This is a genomic window from Streptomyces sp. NPDC031670 (assembly GCF_055580545.1).
Window position 1 is genome coordinate 361,241 of sequence record NZ_JBVILC010000002.1, and the last position, 16,408, is coordinate 377,648.

12 protein-coding genes are annotated in these 16,408 nt (G+C 71.3%); 6 read left to right on the plus strand and 6 right to left on the minus strand.

Annotated features, from left to right (window positions below; all coding sequences use genetic code 11):
• The first annotated feature begins 224 nt into the window (after positions 1–224).
• The 3 genes from ACZ5ID_RS05695 (at position 225) to ACZ5ID_RS05705 (ending at position 3,572) form a co-directional block, all read left to right on the plus strand.
• A complete protein-coding gene (locus ACZ5ID_RS05695) occupies positions 225–1,529 on the plus strand; it encodes a VWA domain-containing protein (RefSeq protein WP_468893745.1) in 1,305 nt (434 codons plus the stop codon).
• Between the two features lie 125 nt (positions 1,530–1,654).
• A complete protein-coding gene (gene metG, locus ACZ5ID_RS05700) occupies positions 1,655–3,271 on the plus strand; it encodes a methionine--tRNA ligase (RefSeq protein ID WP_468893747.1) in 1,617 nt (538 codons plus the stop codon).
• A gap of 154 nt (positions 3,272–3,425) precedes the next feature.
• The gene (locus ACZ5ID_RS05705; RefSeq protein WP_406557056.1) at positions 3,426–3,572 is read left to right on the plus strand and encodes a hypothetical protein; all 147 of its coding nucleotides are present in this window, start codon (positions 3,426–3,428) and stop codon (positions 3,570–3,572) included.
• A 13-nt stretch (positions 3,573–3,585) separates the two neighbouring features.
• Here ACZ5ID_RS05705 and ACZ5ID_RS05710 read toward each other — a convergent pair whose 3' ends face one another.
• Both ACZ5ID_RS05710 and aspS read right to left on the minus strand, forming a co-directional pair.
• A complete protein-coding gene (locus tag ACZ5ID_RS05710) occupies positions 3,586–3,747 on the minus strand; it encodes a hypothetical protein (protein WP_468893750.1) in 162 nt (53 codons plus the stop codon).
• Positions 3,748–3,814: 67 nt separating this feature from the next.
• Positions 3,815–5,593, minus strand: coding sequence for an aspartate--tRNA ligase (gene aspS / locus ACZ5ID_RS05715; protein ID WP_468893752.1), 1,779 nt, complete (start codon positions 5,591–5,593; stop codon positions 3,815–3,817).
• 107 nt (positions 5,594–5,700) lie between these two features.
• Here aspS and ACZ5ID_RS05720 point away from each other — a divergent pair, with 107 nt between their 5' ends.
• Positions 5,701–7,836: a SpoIIE family protein phosphatase gene (locus ACZ5ID_RS05720; RefSeq protein ID WP_468893754.1), complete on the plus strand. Its 2,136-nt coding sequence runs from the start codon at positions 5,701–5,703 to the stop codon at positions 7,834–7,836.
• On the opposite strand, the gene ACZ5ID_RS05725 is transcribed toward ACZ5ID_RS05720, so the two are convergent.
• From ACZ5ID_RS05725 to ACZ5ID_RS05735, 3 genes are all read right to left on the minus strand, one after another.
• Positions 7,800–8,867 carry an AI-2E family transporter gene (locus tag ACZ5ID_RS05725; protein ID WP_468893756.1) on the minus strand — a complete coding sequence of 356 codons (1,068 nt, stop codon included), beginning with the start codon at positions 8,865–8,867 and terminating at the stop codon, positions 7,800–7,802. The genes ACZ5ID_RS05720 and ACZ5ID_RS05725 overlap by 37 nt on opposite strands.
• Before the next feature lie 468 nt (positions 8,868–9,335).
• Positions 9,336–10,292, minus strand: coding sequence for a pirin family protein (locus ACZ5ID_RS05730; RefSeq protein ID WP_468893758.1), 957 nt, complete (start codon positions 10,290–10,292; stop codon positions 9,336–9,338).
• Positions 10,293–10,432: 140 nt separating this feature from the next.
• On the minus strand, positions 10,433–10,882 hold the full coding sequence (locus ACZ5ID_RS05735; protein ID WP_358833726.1) for an SseB family protein: 450 nt from the start codon (positions 10,880–10,882) through the stop codon (positions 10,433–10,435).
• Between the two features lie 121 nt (positions 10,883–11,003).
• Between ACZ5ID_RS05735 and ACZ5ID_RS05740 the strand changes: the two genes are divergently transcribed.
• Both ACZ5ID_RS05740 and ACZ5ID_RS05745 read left to right on the plus strand, forming a co-directional pair.
• Positions 11,004–12,833 (plus strand): acyl-CoA dehydrogenase, encoded by a 1,830-nt coding sequence (locus tag ACZ5ID_RS05740; protein WP_468893761.1) that lies wholly within the window; start codon positions 11,004–11,006, stop codon positions 12,831–12,833.
• A gap of 122 nt (positions 12,834–12,955) precedes the next feature.
• The gene (locus ACZ5ID_RS05745) at positions 12,956–14,245 is read left to right on the plus strand and encodes a M18 family aminopeptidase (protein ID WP_468893762.1); all 1,290 of its coding nucleotides are present in this window, start codon (positions 12,956–12,958) and stop codon (positions 14,243–14,245) included.
• Between the two features lie 298 nt (positions 14,246–14,543).
• Here ACZ5ID_RS05745 and ACZ5ID_RS05750 read toward each other — a convergent pair whose 3' ends face one another.
• Complete coding sequence (locus ACZ5ID_RS05750; RefSeq protein ID WP_468893764.1) at positions 14,544–16,364, minus strand: NHL domain-containing thioredoxin family protein; 1,821 nt, start codon at positions 16,362–16,364, stop codon at positions 14,544–14,546.
• Between the last annotated feature and the right edge of the window lie 44 nt (positions 16,365–16,408).

A 16,408-nucleotide genomic window follows, 5' to 3' on the forward strand; every position in this document is an offset into this window, starting at 1 on the left:
GCAGCAGATCATCCGGTGACGGATCCGTCCGGGGCGTAAGCGGTACGGCGTCGTCCGCCCCCTGCCGAGGTTGACCGGATCGGATCGCTAACCTTACGTGTCCACGCTCGTGCTCCCGCTCACGCGGCGTGGGTACGCAACGCCCTGCACCACCCTGCACCGCACATCGCACCCAACTCATGCGAAAGGCCTCGCCCATGGGCATTCGGAGCTTGCTGCGCAAAGTGTTCGGACGCGATCGCGACGCGGAGAGCGCCGACCTGACGGCGGCTCCGACGGAGGAGTCGGCCCCGGCCGCGGCGGCCGTACCGGCCCCCGCCGACGAGTCGGCGCCCGCCGCGTCCACGACCCCGACCGTTCCGGCGCCCGCCCGGCGCGATCTGTCCCCCGCGGAGGAACTGGTCGCGGCGGCGTTCGACGCGACCCCGCGGGCCGCCGTGCCGGCGCCGACGCGACCGGTGGAGGACGTGTCCCCGGCCGAGCCGTCGGCGCCGGAACCGGAACCGGAGCCGGAGCCGGAATCGGCCGCCTCCGAGGTGCCGCAGCCGCGCGCGGAGTCCCCGCTGACGGAGAAGACCGCGAAGCCGGAGCCGGCCCCGGAGACCGAGTCGGAGCCGGCGACAAAGGCCCCTGCCCCGGAGCCGGAGCCGGAGGCCGCCGAGGCGAAGCCGAAGGCTGTCGAGCCGGAACCGGAGACCGCCGAGGCGGAGAAGCCCGAGCCGGAGGCGAAGGCCGTCCAGCCCGAGGCGCAGGCCGCCGAGCCCGAGCCCGACCCCGAGCCCAAGGCCGCCGAGCCCGACCCCGAGCCCGTACAGGCCGAAGCCGACCCCGAGCCGCAGCCCGAGCCCGAGCCCGCTGCCAAGGCCGCCCCCGCCGTCACCCTCGCCCGTCTCAAGTCCCGCGCGCCCGGTCTCGTCGACCACTACAAGGCCGCCGGCGCCCAGCTGCGCAAGGCCGGGCTGAACGGGGCGCGGGCCACCGTGTACCTCGTGCTGGACCGGTCCGGGTCGATGCGGCCGTACTACAAGGACGGCAGCGCCCAGCACCTCGCCGAGCGGGTGCTCGCGCTCGCGGCGCACCTCGACGAGGACGCCGCCGTGCACACCGTGTTCTTCTCCACCGAGCTCGACGGCACCGCCGACCTCTCCCTCACCTCGTACGAGGGCGTCGTCGACGAGACGCACGCGGCGCTCGGCCACATGGGGCGCACCAGCTACCAGTGCGCCGTCGAGGCGGTCGTGGAGCACTACGAGAAGAGCGACGGCGACGGCCCCGCGCTGGTGGTCTTCCAGACCGACGGCGCCCCGGACGCCAAGGTGGCGGCCCGGGAGGCGCTCGCCGACGCGTCCGGCAAGGACCTGTTCTGGCAGTTCGTGGCGTTCGGCGAGGACGACAGCAAGGCGTTCGACTTCCTGAGGAAGCTGGACGCGCCGAACGCGGCGTTCCTGCACGCGGGGCCCGCGCCCAGTGACGTGCCCGACACCGCGTTCTACAAGGGTCTCCTCGCCGGGTTCGCCCAGCGGGACTGATCCCCGCGGCCCGGGAGCGCGGGAGGACCGGTCGCACGGTCCCCCGCGCCCCGAGGCCGGCCCCCGCCCGCCCCCGGCGTTCACGCGGGTGAGTGGATCTTCCCGTGGCCGTTAGGATTTCGACCATGGCGGCCACTGGATCCGAGAAGCAGGGGGCGAACGACGTGAAGTCCTTCTACGTATCGACCCCCATCTACTACGTCAACGACGCTCCTCACCTGGGCCACGCCTACACGACCGTCGCAGGCGACGTGCTCACGCGCTGGCACCGTCAGCGCGGCGAGAAGGTGTGGTACCTCACCGGCACGGACGAGCACGGTCAGAAGATCATGCGCACGGCCGACGCGAACGGGGTCACCCCGCAGGAGTGGTGCGACAAGCTCGTCGAGGAGGCCTGGAAGCCCCTCTGGGAGCACCTGGAGATCGCGAACGACGACTTCATCCGTACGACGGAGAAGCGGCACACCGACCGGGTGCAGGAGTTCGTGCAGGACCTGTACGACAAGGGCGAGATCTACAAGGGCGGCTACGAGGGCCCGTACTGCGTGGGCTGCGAGGAGTACAAGCTCCCCGGGGACCTCATCGAGGCCGAGGACGGCACCAAGCTGTGCCCCGTCCACAAGAAGCCGGTGGAGATCCTCAAGGAGGAGAACTACTTCTTCAAGCTGTCCGAGTACGGCCCGAAGCTCCTGGAGTTCTACGAGGCGAACCCGGGCTTCATCCAGCCCGAGTCGGCCCGCAACGAGGTCCTGAACTTCGTGAAGCAGGGCCTCCAGGATCTGTCGATCTCCCGGTCGGCCTTCGACTGGGGCGTCCCGATCCCGTGGGACGACAAGCACGTCATCTACGTGTGGGTCGACGCGCTCCTGAACTACGCCACGGCCGTCGGCTACGGCGCCAACCAGGAGAAGTTCGAGCAGACCTTCCCGGCCAACGTGCACCTGGTCGGAAAGGACATCCTCCGCTTCCACGCGGTCATCTGGCCCGCGATGCTGATGGCCAACGGCCTGCCCGTGCCCGGCCAGGTCTTCGGGCACGGCTGGCTGATGGTCGGCGGCGAGAAGATGTCCAAGTCGAGCCTCACCGGCATCAAGCCGCAGGACCTGACCTCGCACTTCGGCGTGGACGCCTACCGCTGGTACTTCCTGCGCGCCATCGCCTTCGGCCAGGACGGCTCGTTCTCCTGGGAGGACTTCACCGCCCGGTACACCTCGGAGCTCGCCAACGACTACGGCAACCTCGCCTCGCGCGTGGCGGCCATGGTCGGCAAGTACTTCGGGGGCACGCTGCCCGCGGCGACCGCCGCCGGCGAGGCCGAGCGGGCCATCGCCGACGGCCTGGTGAAGGCCGTGACCGTGGCGGACCGGAAGATCGGCGAGGAGCTGGACTTCCAGGGCGGCATCCTGGCCGTCTTCGACTTCGTGAAGCAGGTCAACGGCTACATCACGGAGCAGGAGCCGTGGAAGGTGGCCAAGGACGAGTCGGAGGAGGGCCGGGCGCGCCTGGCGACCATCCTCTACACCGCCGCCGAGGCGCTGCGCGCGGTCGCGGTCCTGCTGAACCCGGTCATGCCGGACACCTCGCAGAAGCTGTGGGACTCGCTGGGCGCCGAGGCGGCCGGTCTGGGCGCGCTGGCCGACCAGCGGGTGCAGGACGCCGGCGACTGGGGCCGGCTGCCGGTCGGCGCGACGGTGACGAAGGGCGCGGTGCTGTTCCCGCGTCTGGAGGAGAAGCCCGCGTAACGCGCGCGTGAAGGCCCGGAACCCCTCCCCCGCGCTCCCAGGAGCGGACGGGAGCCCGTGGTTCCGGGCCTTTCCGCTGCCCTCCCCGGGTTGCGGGCCGCGCCGTGGGCGCGCACGCTGCGCACATGGAGTACGTACTGAGGGGGTGCCCGCAGTGACGAGGAGTACCGACCAGCAGCAGGCGGAGGAGGAACGCCGGCGCGAGGAGCTCCTGGCCAAGGTCCGCGAGGCGAACCGGCAGAGCACCAGCCGCCCGTGCGGCCCGCCGTCGCCGGACCCGGTGGGCCCGGCCGACGACTGACCCGGGGGCGGGCTCAGCGGGCCGGGGCCGCCGCGTCCCCCATCACGACCACCGGAGTGCGCGCCGGGTCCAGGGCGCGCGGGCGCTGCCGCGGCCGTACGGTTGCCCCGCATCCGAACCCGTATCCGAGCCCGTATCCGAGCCGGTAGACGTACCCGGTAACGCGCCCGGACACGGCGAAGGGCCCGGATCCACGGGGGATCCGGGCCCTTCGCCCTACGAAGCGGACCGCTCCGGCGCGTCTACTTCTCCGCGCCCTTGGGGGCGACCGGCTTGCGCAGCTGGATGTTCAGCTCACGCAGCCGGGACTCCTCCAGCTCGCTGGGCGCGCCCATCATCAGGTCCTGCGCGTTGCCGTTGAGCGGGAACGCGATGGTCTCGCGGATGTTGGGCTCGTCGGCCAGCAGCATCACGATGCGGTCGACGCCCGGGGCGATACCGCCGTGCGGCGGGGCGCCGAGGCGGAACGCCCGCAGCATGCCCGCGAACTCGCGCTCGACGGTCTCCGCCTCGTACCCCGCGATCTCGAACGCCTTCAGCATGATGTCGGGCTCGTGGTTGCGGATCGCGCCGGAGGACAGCTCGATGCCGTTGCAGACGATGTCGTACTGCCACGCGAGGATGTCCAACGGGTCCTTCTCCTCCAGGTCCTTCATGCCGCCCTGCGGCATCGAGAAGGGGTTGTGGGAGAAGTCGATCTTCCCGGTCTCCTCGTCCTTCTCGTACATCGGGAAGTCGACGATCCAGCAGAACCGGAAGACGCCCTCCTCGAAGTGGCCGGAGCGCTTGGCGGCCTCGACGCGGACCGCGCCCATGATCTTGGAGACCTCGTCGTACTCGCCCGCGCCGAAGAAGACGGCGTGCCCGGCGGCCAGCGACAGGCGCTTGGTCAGCTCGGCGACGTTCTCCTCGGTGAGGAACTTGGCGATCGGGCCGGTGAAGGCGCCGTCCTCGCCGACACGGATCCAGGCCAGGCCCTTGGCGCCGTGCTCCACCGCGTACTCACCGAGGCCGTCGAAGAACTTGCGGGACTGGCCCGCGACGTCCGGCACCGGCAGCGCGCGCACGTGCTTGCCGGCGAACGCCTTGAACTCCGAGCCCTCGAAGACATCGGTGATGTCGACGAGCTCCAGCCGGGCGCGCAGGTCAGGCTTGTCGTTGCCGTACTTCAGCATCGACTCGCGGAACGGGATGCGCGGGAACGGCGAGGTGACGTGGCGTCCGCCGCCGAACTCCTCGAACAGCTCGGTCATGAGCTTCTCGATCGGCTGGAAGACGTCCTCCTGCTCGACGAAGCTCATCTCGACGTCGAGCTGGTAGAACTCGCCGGGCGAGCGGTCCGCGCGGGCGTCCTCGTCGCGGAAGCAGGGCGCGATCTGGAAGTAGCGGTCGAAGCCGGAGATCATCAGCAGCTGCTTGAACTGCTGCGGGGCCTGCGGCAGGGCGTAGAACTTGCCGGGGTTCAGCCGGGAGGGGACGACGAAGTCGCGGGCGCCCTCGGGGGAGGTCGCGGCGAGGATCGGGGTCGCCATCTCGTTGAAGCCGAGCGCGGTCATCTTGTGGCGCATCGCCGAGATGACGGCCGAGCGCAGCATGATGTTGCGGTGCATGCGCTCGCGGCGCAGGTCGAGGAAGCGGTACTCAAGGCGCCGCTCCTCGTTGACGCCGTCCTCGGCGTTGATCGTGAACGGCAGCGGGCCGGCCGCGCCGAGCACCTCGACCTCGCCGACCTCGATCTCGATCTCACCGGTCGGCAGGTCCGCGTTCACGTTCTCCGCGCCGCGCGAAACGACCTTGCCGTCGATCCGGACGACGGTCTCCTTGGAGAGCTTGTCCAGGACCTCCGCGCCGGCCGTGCCGGGGCGGGCGACCAGCTGGGTGATGCCGTAGTGGTCGCGCAGATCGATGAAGAGGATGCCGCCCAGGTCTCGGCGATTGTGCAGCCAGCCGCTCAGCCGGACGTCGGTGCCGACGTCGGAGGCGCGGAGCTCGCCGCAGGTGTGGGACCTGTACCGGTGCATTTCTTCATCCAGTTCTTCGCGTGACAGGCGGGAAACAGTCCCTCCAGGTTACCGGCCGGGCCCAGCAGCTCTCGCCGGTATAAAACGGGCTGCCTAGAGTGGGGATCATGCGCACCGAGGACGTCCTGGCTGCGATCGCCACCGGGCTGTGGCGCTGGGACAACGCGTCCGGAACGGTCACGCTCGACGCCGAGGCCGCCCGCCTCCTCGGCCTGCCCCCCGAGCGGGTGGCGCTCACCGAGGCCGCCGTGCGCTCCCGCTTCCACCCGGTCGACTGGAACGAGGTCGACCAGATCGTGGCCCTGGCCGTCGCGGAGGGCACCCTCGCCGAGGCCCGGATGCGGATCATGGACGAGAACGGGCGGGTGCTGCGGACCGTACGCAGCCGCTCCAAGCCGCTGCGCAAGGAGACCGCCGACGGCGTGGACTACGTCCTGGTAGGCACCCTCCAGGAGGTCGCGGAACCGCAGCCCTCCATCGCCGCGCACACCCCCATCACCGGCGACTGGCGCCGCTCCCGGGAGGCGTTCCTGCTGGACGCGGGCCGGGCGCTGGCCGAGGCCCGCTCCACGGCCGAGGTGCTGCGGGTGGCGGCCTCGCTCTCCATGCCGGGCTTCTCCCCGGACGGTCTCGCCGTCTTCGGGGTCGCGGGCGACCGGCTGTCGATCATCGGCCACCACGGGCACAACCCCGGCGACGACGGACCCTTCGCGGACATGCCGCTGGACACCGACTACCCGGCGGCGGACGTCGTACGGAACGGGCGGGCCATCTACCTCTCCAGCCCCGAGGAGTACCGCCGCCGCTACCCGGCCACCTGGCCGCTCGCCCGGCGCTTCGACCGCAGGTCCTGGGCGTTCCTGCCGCTGATCGTGGCGGGGCGGACCATGGGCACCTGGATGGCGGCCTTCAAGCACCCCGTGGCGTTCACCCCCGACGAGCGGTCGGTGCTCACCACGGTGGCGCGGATGCTGGCCCAGGCACTGGCCCGCGCGGGCGAGGCGGAGTCCGAGCGCGAGCTGTCGCTGGGGCTCCAGCGCTCGATGATGCCGACCCTGGGCCCCGACATCCCGGGCATGACGGTCGCCGCCCGCTATGTGCCGACCGGCGGCGGCCTCCAGGTGGGCGGTGACTGGTACGACATGATCCCCCTGCCGTCCGGCCGGTTCGCCCTGGTCATCGGGGACGTCCAGGGCCATGACGTACGGGCCGCGGGGCTGATGGGCCAGCTGCGCATCGCGCTGCGGGCGTACGCGAGCGAGGGCCACCGCCCCGACGCGGTCCTCTCGCGCGCCTCGCGCTTCCTGTACGGGATCACCGAGTCGTACGGGGAGTCCTACGAGACGGGCGACGAGCATCCGCGCTTCGCGACCTGCCTCTACATCGAGGTCGACCCCGCCACGGGCACCCTCGACATCGCCCGGGCCGGCCACCCCGACCCCGTCATCCGTACGGCCGAAGGCACCGCACTGATCCGCCAGACCTCCGGCGGGCTGCCCCTGGGGATCGAGGCGGACTCGGACTATCCGACCACCCGGCTCGTCCTGGAGCCGGGCGAGACGATGATGCTCTGCACGGACGGGCTGATCGAGACCGGCGGCCACGACATGGGCTCGGGCTGGACCCGGCTGCGGCCGGTGCTGGAGGAGGACACCGGGGACGGTCTGGAGAAGCTGGCGGACGCGCTGGTCCAGGCGGTGCACGGCCCCTCCTCGCACCACACGGTGGGGCCGCTGGCCGACCGCCGCGAGGACGACATCGCGGTACTGCTGCTGTGCCGCAACAGCGACGTGTGCGGCTGCGGTACGGGCCCGGGCACCCGAACAATCCCGGCCCGCCGCACCGCCGTGACCGTCGCCCAGGCCGAGCCGCACCGGATCGCCGGGGTCCGCCGCCAGCTGCGTGAGCTGCTGCACGACTGGGCCGACGACGAGCAGGTTGACTCGGCCGTCCTGATGGTCTCCGAGATGGTCACCAACGTCCTGGTCCACACGGACGGCGACGCGCTCCTGGTCGCGGAGGCCACCGGCACGCCCGGCACCCGCTGTCTGCGCGTGGAGGTGGCCGACACCAGCGACGACCTGCCGCACAAGCGCCGCCCCGGCGAGATGGCGTCCAGCGGGCGGGGCCTGGTGCTGATGGAGATGCTGGCGGACCGGTGGGGGGTGGACCCCCGGGGCGAGGGGAAGTCGATCTGGTTCGAGCTCTACGAGGGACCGGACGGGGACTCCCCCGCGGAGTAACGCCCGCGCAGCTCGCCGAGGACACCGAAGGCGGCAGCCGCGACGGGCACGGCGAGCAGCATCCCGAGCAGCCCCGCGACGCTCGCCCCCGCCGTGATGGCGATCATGACCATGGCCGGGTGCATCTGCACGGTCCGGCTCTGAATCACCGGCTGGAGGATGTGCCCCTCCAGCTGCTGTACGGCCAGGACGACCCCGAGCGTCCACAGCGCGATCCCGAACCCCCGGTCGGCGAGCGCCACCAGGACGGCGACCGCGCCGGAGACGAAGGCGCCGAGGTAGGGGATGTACGCGCCGATGAAGACGAGGGCGCCGAGCCCCACCGCGCCGGGCACGCGCAGCACGAGCAGCCCGACGGTGATGCACAGGGCGTCGATGAGGGCGATGATCGTGGTCCCCCGCATGAACCCCTCGACGGCCTCGAAGGCCCGCCGGGCCATGGCCTCCACGACGGGCCCGGTGCCGCGCGGGGCGAGGGAGTGGGCCAGGTGGACGGCCCGGTCGGAGTCCTTCAGGAAGAAGAAGGTCAGCAGCAGCGACAGCACCCCGGTCGCGATGAGCGAGCCGACGATGCTGAGGCCGGTGAGCAGCCCCGAGGCGGCGGTGGCGCCGAACTTGCCGAGCAGCGGCTTGGCGTTGTCGGCGAGGCTGGAGACGCCGTCGCCGCCGGCGACCCCGAAGTGGTCGGCGAGCCAGCGGCCGGCCTGCCGCAGCGACTCGATGATCTGGTCCCCGGTGTCGATGAGGGCGCCGGCGACGACGTATCCGGCGCCGCCGACCACCGCCACGAGCGCGACGCAGGTGAGCCCCGCGGCGAGCGACCGCCTCATCCGCAGCTTCAGCAGCTGCCGGAAGACGGGCCCGAGCAGGGCCGTGCCCAGCAGGGCGAGCAGGACGGGGGTGACGGCGGTCTTGAACACGACGCAGAGCCAGACGGCGACGGCGGCGACCCCGGTGACGAGCAGCACGACGACACACCAGGCGGCGAGGCGCCGCGCGGACTCGGGGAGGAGGGGGGTTCCGTGCTGCACGCCTCCACGCCACCACGCCCCACCCCCACGCGCGCCCGGGGTACACCCGCCCGGGTCCCCCATCCCCCGTGCTCCGCCCCGGCCCGCACTCACCTGCGGGGGGCGAGGGCTGATCGCGCAGTTCCCCGCGCCCCTAAAACCCGTACTCGTCTGCGGCCCGGTGGGGGCTGATCGCGCAGTTCCCCGCGCCCCTAAAAACCCCGTGTCCGTCTGCGGCCCGGTGGGGGCTGGTCGCGCAGTTCCCCGCGCCCCTGAACACCCGTGCCTGTCCGCGGCTGCGGGGGGGGCGGCCGGGCCCCCAAGCGGGTGTGGCTGAGCTTTGGGTTCCGGGTGTGGGAGACCCCCAGGGGGCGCGGGGAACTGCGCGAGCGGCCGACCACGGTCCGCAGACGAAAGGCGGCAGGCGGGGTGCAGGGGGCGCAGCCCCCGCCCGGGGGTGCAGGGGGCGCAGCCCCCCGCCCGGGGTCATCACATCCCGTGAACCGCCGGCACCGTCCCCAACCGCCCCTTCTGAAAGTCCTCGAACGCCTGCTGCAACTCATCCCGCGTGTTCATCACGAACGGCCCGTAGTGCGCCATCGGCTCCCGGATGGGCCGCCCACCCAGCAGCACGACCTCCAGGTCGGGCGTGTTCCCGTCCTGCCGCTCGTCCGCCCGGACCGTCAGCGACCCGCCGTCACCGAAGACGGCGGTCTGCCCCATCCGCACGGGCCGGCGCCCCGCACCCACGGACCCCCGCCCGGCCAGCACGTACGCCAGCCCGTTGAAGTCCGAGCGCCATGGCAGCGTGACCTCCGCCCCGGGCCGGATCGTCGCGTGGATCATCGTGATCGGGGTGTGCGTGATCCCCGGCCCCTCGTGGCCGTCCAGCGCCCCCGCGATCACCCGCAGCAGCGCGCCCCCGTCCGGCGAGGTCAGCAGCTGGACCTGGCCGCCCCGGATGTCCTGGTAGCGCGGGTCCATCATCTTGTCGGCGGCGGGGAGGTTCACCCACAGCTGGAGACCGTGGAAGAGGCCGCCCGAGGTGACCAGGGACTCCGGCGGCGCCTCGATGTGGAGCAGACCGGACCCGGCCGTCATCCACTGGGTGTCGCCGTTCATGATCGTGCCGCCGCCACCGTTGCTGTCCTGGTGGACGAAGGTGCCGTCGATCAGGTAGGTCACCGTCTCGAAGCCCCGGTGCGGGTGCCACGGCGTGCCCTTGGGCTCGCCCGGCGCGTACTCCACCTCACCCATCTGGTCCATCATGATGAACGGGTCCAGGTACTGGTAGTTGATCCCGGCGAACGCGCGCCGCACCGGGAACCCCTCCCCCTCGAAGCCGGCCGGCGCCGTGCTCACGGCGAGCACGGGACGCGGCACCGCACCCTCCGGCGCGGTCACGCGCGGCAGGGTGAGCGGGTTTTCGACGGTCACAGCTGGCATGGGACGGCCCTCCTCGGGGGATGCTCAGCATCCAAAGTAGTTGAATGGTGAACAGTCGGCAAGGCGCACTGATTCCCGAGGGGGGCGTGAGGGGGAGCAGGGAGGTACGAAGGAGGCGAGGAGGCAGGAAAGCGGGGCCCTCAGCCGTACATCCGCCGCATCGCGAAGTCCACCATCTGCTCGACCGCCTTCGCGTCGAACACCATCCGGTGGTCCCCCTCCATGTCGAGGACGAAGCCGTACCCGGTCGGCAGCAGATCGATCACCTCCGCGCCGGTGATCACGAAGTACTTGGACTCCTTGCCCGCGTACCTGCGCAGCTCCTTGAGCGAGGTGAACATCGGGATGACCGGCTGCTGCGTGTTGTGCAGCGCCAGGAACCCGGGGTTGTCGCCGCGCGGGCAGTACACCTTGGAGCCCGCGAAGATCTGCTGGAAGTCCTCGGCCGAGAGCGAGCCCGTGGTGAACGCCCGCACCGCGTCCGCGAGCGAGGGCGGTGACGGCTCGGGGTACAGCGGCTGCTCTCCGTAGGAGGGCTGCGGCTGGGAGTACTGCGCTTGAGCACCCTGGTTCTGGTCGTAGCCGTACATGGGCGCAAGAGTAGTGCGCCACATATGTGCCCAGAGGGGTTGCGTCTTATTACCGACGGGTAGCATCATCGTAGCTACTTGCTGGTAGAGATGTAACCGATCTGCTTACGGAGCCGTCGCCATGGGGCACTACAAGTCGAATCTCCGCGACATCGAGTTCAACCTCTTCGAGGTCCTCGGACGCGACAAGCTGTACGGCACCGGCCCGTTCGCCGAGATGGACGTCGACACCGCCAAGACCATCCTCGACGAGATCGCGCGTCTCGCCGAGAACGAGCTGGCCGACTCCTTCGCGGACGCCGACCGCAACCCGCCGGTGTTCGACCCGGAGACCAACACCGCGCCCGTCCCGGCGTCCTTCAAGAAGTCCTACAAGGCCTTCATGGACAGCGAGTACTGGCGTCTGGGCCTGCCGGAGGAGATCGGCGGAACCGTTTCCCCCCGCTCCCTGATCTGGGCGTACGCGGAGCTGCTGCTCGGCGCGAACCCGGCCGTCTGGATGTACTCCTCGGGTCCGGCCTTCGCCGGCATCCTCTTCGAGGAGGGCAACGAGGCGCAGAAGAAGATCGCCGAGATCGCCGTCGAGAAGCGCTGGGGCTCGACGATGGTCCTGACCGAGCCGGACGCCGGCTCGGACGTGGGCGCCGGCCGCACCAAGGCCGTCGAGCAGCCCGACGGCTCGTGGCACATCGAGGGCGTGAAGCGCTTCATCACCTCCGGTGAGCACGACATGGAGGAGAACATCCTCCACTACGTCCTCGCCCGCCCCGAGGGCCACGGCCCCGGCACCAAGGGCCTCTCCCTCTTCCTGGTCCCGAAGTTCCACTTCGACTGGGAGACCGGCGAGCTGGGCGAGCGCAACGGCGTGTACGCCACGAACGTCGAGCACAAGATGGGCCTCAAGGCGTCCAACACGTGCGAGATGACCTTCGGCGACAAGCACCCCGCCAAGGGCTGGCTGATCGGCGACAAGCACGACGGCATCCGCCAGATGTTCATGATCATCGAGTTCGCCCGCATGATGGTCGGCACGAAGGCCATCGCGACGCTCTCCACGGGCTACCTCAACGCGCTGGAGTACGCCAAGGAGCGCGTCCAGGGCAGCGACCTCTCGCAGTTCATGGACAAGACCGCGCCCAAGGTGACGATCACCCACCACCCGGACGTGCGCCGCTCCCTGATGACGCAGAAGGCGTACGCCGAGGGCATGCGCTCCCTCGTCCTCTACACCGCCGCCGTCCAGGACGCGATCCAGGTCAAGGAGGCAGCGGGCGAGGACGCGAAGGCGCTCGTCGGCCTCAACGACCTCCTCCTGCCCATCGTGAAGGGCTACGGCTCGGAGAAGTCGTACGAGAAGCTCTCGCACGAGTCGCTCCAGACCTTCGGCGGCTCCGGGTACCTCCAGGAGTACCCGATCGAGCAGTACATCCGCGACGCCAAGATCGACACCCTCTACGAGGGCACCACCGCGATCCAGGGCCAGGACTTCTTCTTCCGGAAGATCGTCCGCGACCAGGGCGCCTCGCTCAACCTCCTCTCCGAGGAGATCAAGAAGTTCCTCGCCGAGCAGTCGGGCCACGAGGAGCTGGGCGGTGCGCTCGACTCGCTCGCCAAGGCCGCGGTGGACCTGGAGGCGATCGTCGGCACGATGATCACCGACCTGACCGCCACCGGTGAGGACGTCAAGAACATCTACAAGGTGGGCCTCAACACCACCCGCCTGCTGATGGCCTCCGGTGACGTCGTCGTCGGCTACCTGCTCCTCAAGAGCGCGGCCGTCGCCGCCGAGAAGCTGCCGACCGCCTCCCCCAAGGACGTCGCGTTCTACACCGGCAAGATCGCCGCCGCGAAGTTCTTCGCCGCGAACGTCCTGCCGGGCGTCGGCACCGCCCGCGCGCTGGCCGAGACCGTCGACAACTCCCTGATGGAGCTCGACGAGGCCGCCTTCTGAGCGACGCGTCACCGACGCCTCGAACCGTCCGGCGGCCTCCTTCCAGGCCGCCGGACCAAGGGCCCGCTTCCCGCCCGGGGAGCGGGCCCTTGTCTGTCGGCACCCCTGGTTAAGGTGAACGTATGAGCACACCCTCCCGCTTCGACCGCGGACACACCGACGACCTGATGTCCTTCCTCGCGGCGAGCCCGTCGCCGTACCACGCGGTGGCGAACGCAGCCGCGCGGCTGGAGAAGGCCGGCTTCCAGCAGGTGCGGGAGACGGACGCGTGGGACGGGTCGGCGGGCGGGAAGTTCGTGCTGCGCGGCGGCGCGATCATCGCGTGGTTCGTACCGGAGGGCGCGGCGGCGCACACCCCGTTCCGGATCGTCGGCGCGCACACCGACTCACCGAACCTGCGGGTCAAGCCGCTGCCGGACACCGGCGCGTTCGGCTGGCGCCAGGTCGCGGTGGAGGTCTACGGCGGGACGCTCCTGAACACCTGGCTCGACCGCGACCTGGGCCTCGCGGGCCGGCTCACCCTGCGCGACGGGTCGCACGTCCTGGTCAACGTGGACCGCGCCCTGCTGCGCGTCCCGCAGCTGGCCATCCACCTGGACCGGTCGGCCAACGACGGCCTCAAGCTGGACCGCCAGAAGCACCTCCAGCCGATCTGGGGCCTCGGCGACGTGGCCGAGGGCGATCTGATCCGCTTCCTGGAACAGGAGGCGGGCCTTGCCGAGGACGAGGTCACCGGCTGGGACCTGATGGTCCACTCGATCGAACCGCCCTCCTACCTGGGCCGCGACGAGGAGCTGCTGGCCGGCCCGAGGATGGACAACCTCATCTCCGTGCACGCGGGCACGGCGGCGCTGGCGGCGGCCTCCACGGACGCGGACCTCTCCTTCATCCCCGTCCTGGCCGCCTTCGACCACGAGGAGAACGGCTCCCAGGCCGACACGGGCGCGGACGGCCCCCTGCTCGGAACGGTCCTGGAACGCTCGGTGTTCGCACGCGGCGGTACGTACGAGGACAGGGCACGGGCCTTCGCGGGCACCGTCTGCCTCTCCTCCGACACGGGCCACGCGATCCACCCCAACTACGCCGAGCGCCACGACCCCACCCACCACCCGCGCGCCAACGGCGGCCCGATCCTGAAGGTCAACGTCAACCAGCGGTACGCGACGGACGGTGCGGGCCGGGCGGTCTTCGCGGCGGCGTGCGAGCGGGCGGGAGTGCCGTGGCAGCACTTCGTCTCCAACAACGCGATGCCATGCGGCACGACGATCGGACCGATCACGGCGGCCCGCCACGGCATCCAGACGGTGGACATCGGGGTGGCGATCCTGTCGATGCACAGCGCGCGCGAGCTGTGCGGGGCGGACGACCCGTATCTGCTGGCGAACGCGCTGCTGTCGTTCCTGCGGGGCTAGCCGTCGGCCCCGGCGGGGGCAGCCGGGGCAACCGGCTTCCCCCGGGGCCACGGCCCCGGGCGCCCCAATTCCCCTTCAGCTGCGGCCCGGTGAGGGCTGGTCGCGCCAGGGCCGTCGTCTGCCTGCGGCCCTCAAGGGGGCGTGGCCGAGCTGGGGTTCCCGCCAGGGAGGACCACCCCAGGGGCGCGGGGAACTGCGCGACCAGCCCACCACCGACCGGCACACGAACACAGGGCCGGGGGCGCAGCCCCGTCAAGCCCGCCCCCGGCCCCCCGGCCCCCCCGGCCCCCCGACGGGGCTACCCGTCCAACCCCGCCAGCACCAGCGGCAACCGCCCCACCCCCGTCGAAACGACCCGCACCGGCACCCCCCAGTCCTGCTGATGCACATGGCACGCCGGATACTCGTTCGCCGGGTCGTCGTCGCACGACGCCGCCATCGCGGAGACGTGCAGAACCCCCTCCGCCACCTCCGGGTTGAGCTCCAGCGACCGCGACAGGTCCGTCCCCGTCCCCTCCCCGGACACCAGCAGCTCCGCCGGCGTCGACGAGACGATCAGACGCGTCGACGGACCGTAGCGGGTGTCGAGCTTCTGGCCCGCCGGGGCCTGGAAGACCACGTCCAGCCGGAGCGCCCCCGGGGCGACCTCGGTCGCCTCCCGCTGCGTACGGTGCGCCACCGCGTCCACCCGTACCGCCTCCTCCGGCAGCCGCAGCCGCGTCAGCCGGTGCCGCGCCGACTCCACCACCACGATGTCGTCCCCGACGAGCACCGCGTCACTGGGCTCGCGCAGGTCCGTGGCCAGCGTGGTGACCTCACCCGACGCCGGGTCGTAACGGCGCAGCGCGTGGTTGTACGTGTCGGACACCGCCACCGAACCGTCCGGCAGCGCCGTCACCCCCAGCGGATGCTGGAGCAGCGCCTGCCCGGCCTCGCCGTCCCGGTGCCCGAAGTCGAAGAGCCCGGTCCCGACGGCCGTCCCCACGACGTATCCGGCATCCGAGCGCTCCACGTACCGCAGCGCCGAGTTCTCCGCGTCCGCGACCCACAGCCGGTCCTCGGTCGCCGCCAGCCCGGACGGCTGCGCGAACCAGGCCTCGGCGGCCGGACCGTCGACCAGCCCCTCCTGCGTCGTCCCGGCCGCGACCTCGACGGTCCCGCTCTCGGGGTCGTACGTCCACAGCTGGTGCACCCCGGCCATGGCGATCCACACCCGGCCCTGCCACCAGGCGACGTCCCACGGCGAGGAGAGGTCGACCTCCAGGGCGGGCCCGGACGTGGGCGAGCCCTGCCACCACTGCCTGCCGGTACCGGCGACCCGCTCCACGGCCCCGCTCACCGGGTCGAAGACCCGCAGCGCGTGGTTGACGGTGTCCGCGACGACCACGCGCCCGTCCGGGAGCAGCGCGAGCCCCTGCGGCTCCTTGAAGGCACCACCGCCGACGCGCCGTACGACGCTCTCGCCGTCCGGCTCCAGCTCGACCAGCTCGTGCCGCGTCGAGTCCGACACCAGGAAGTTCCCGCTGCCCGGCAGCACGACCGCCTTGCCCGGGAAGCGCAGATCGCTCGCCACCGGCACCGGCGGCACATACGGCCCGTCCCCGCGCCGCAGCGTCCCCTTCGCCCCGTGCTCCGCCTCCAGCTCCTCCACCAGCTTCGCGATGGCGTGGGCATGGCCCTCACCGGCGTGCTGGGCGACGATGTACCCCTCGGGGTCGATCACGACGAGCGTGGGCCAGGCCCGCACGGCGTACTGCTTCCAGGTCGCGAGCTCGGGGTCGTCCAGGACCGGGTGGTGCACCTGATACCGCTCCACGGCGTCCACCACGGCCTGGTGCTCGGCCTCGTGCACGAACTTCGGCGAGTGCACCCCGACGATCACCACGGTGTCCCGGTGCTTCTCCTCCAGCTCTCGGAGCTCGTCCAGGACGTGGAGACAGTTGATGCAGCAGAAGGTCCAGAAATCGAGGATGACGATCCTTCCCCGCAGGTCGGCGAGGGTGTACTCCTGATCACCGGTGTTCAGCCAGCCCCCCTTGCCGATCAGCTCGGGGGCACGGACACGGGCACGGCGTCGGGGCGCGGGCGCGGGGGTGGGCGCCGGAGCAGCATCGTTCATCCTTCAAGCTTGCCATCCGCTTGTGAACGCAGGATCACGCCCGT

What these genes read in the sequence shown, in the direction of transcription:
- ACZ5ID_RS05740 (WP_468893761.1), top strand. Translation starts at nt 11,004, where the DNA reads ATGGGGCACTACAAGTCGAATCTCCGCGACATCGAGTTCAACCTCTTC.
- metG (WP_468893747.1), top strand. Translation starts at nt 1,655, where the DNA reads ATGGCGGCCACTGGATCCGAGAAGCAGGGGGCGAACGACGTGAAGTCC.
- ACZ5ID_RS05720 (WP_468893754.1), top strand. Translation starts at nt 5,701, where the DNA reads ATGCGCACCGAGGACGTCCTGGCTGCGATCGCCACCGGGCTGTGGCGC.
- ACZ5ID_RS05730 (WP_468893758.1), bottom strand. Translation starts at nt 10,292, where the DNA reads ATGCCAGCTGTGACCGTCGAAAACCCGCTCACCCTGCCGCGCGTGACC.
- aspS (WP_468893752.1), bottom strand. Translation starts at nt 5,593, where the DNA reads ATGCACCGGTACAGGTCCCACACCTGCGGCGAGCTCCGCGCCTCCGAC.
- ACZ5ID_RS05750 (WP_468893764.1), bottom strand. Translation starts at nt 16,364, where the DNA reads ATGAACGATGCTGCTCCGGCGCCCACCCCCGCGCCCGCGCCCCGACGC.
- ACZ5ID_RS05745 (WP_468893762.1), top strand. Translation starts at nt 12,956, where the DNA reads ATGAGCACACCCTCCCGCTTCGACCGCGGACACACCGACGACCTGATG.
- ACZ5ID_RS05735 (WP_358833726.1), bottom strand. Translation starts at nt 10,882, where the DNA reads ATGTACGGCTACGACCAGAACCAGGGTGCTCAAGCGCAGTACTCCCAG.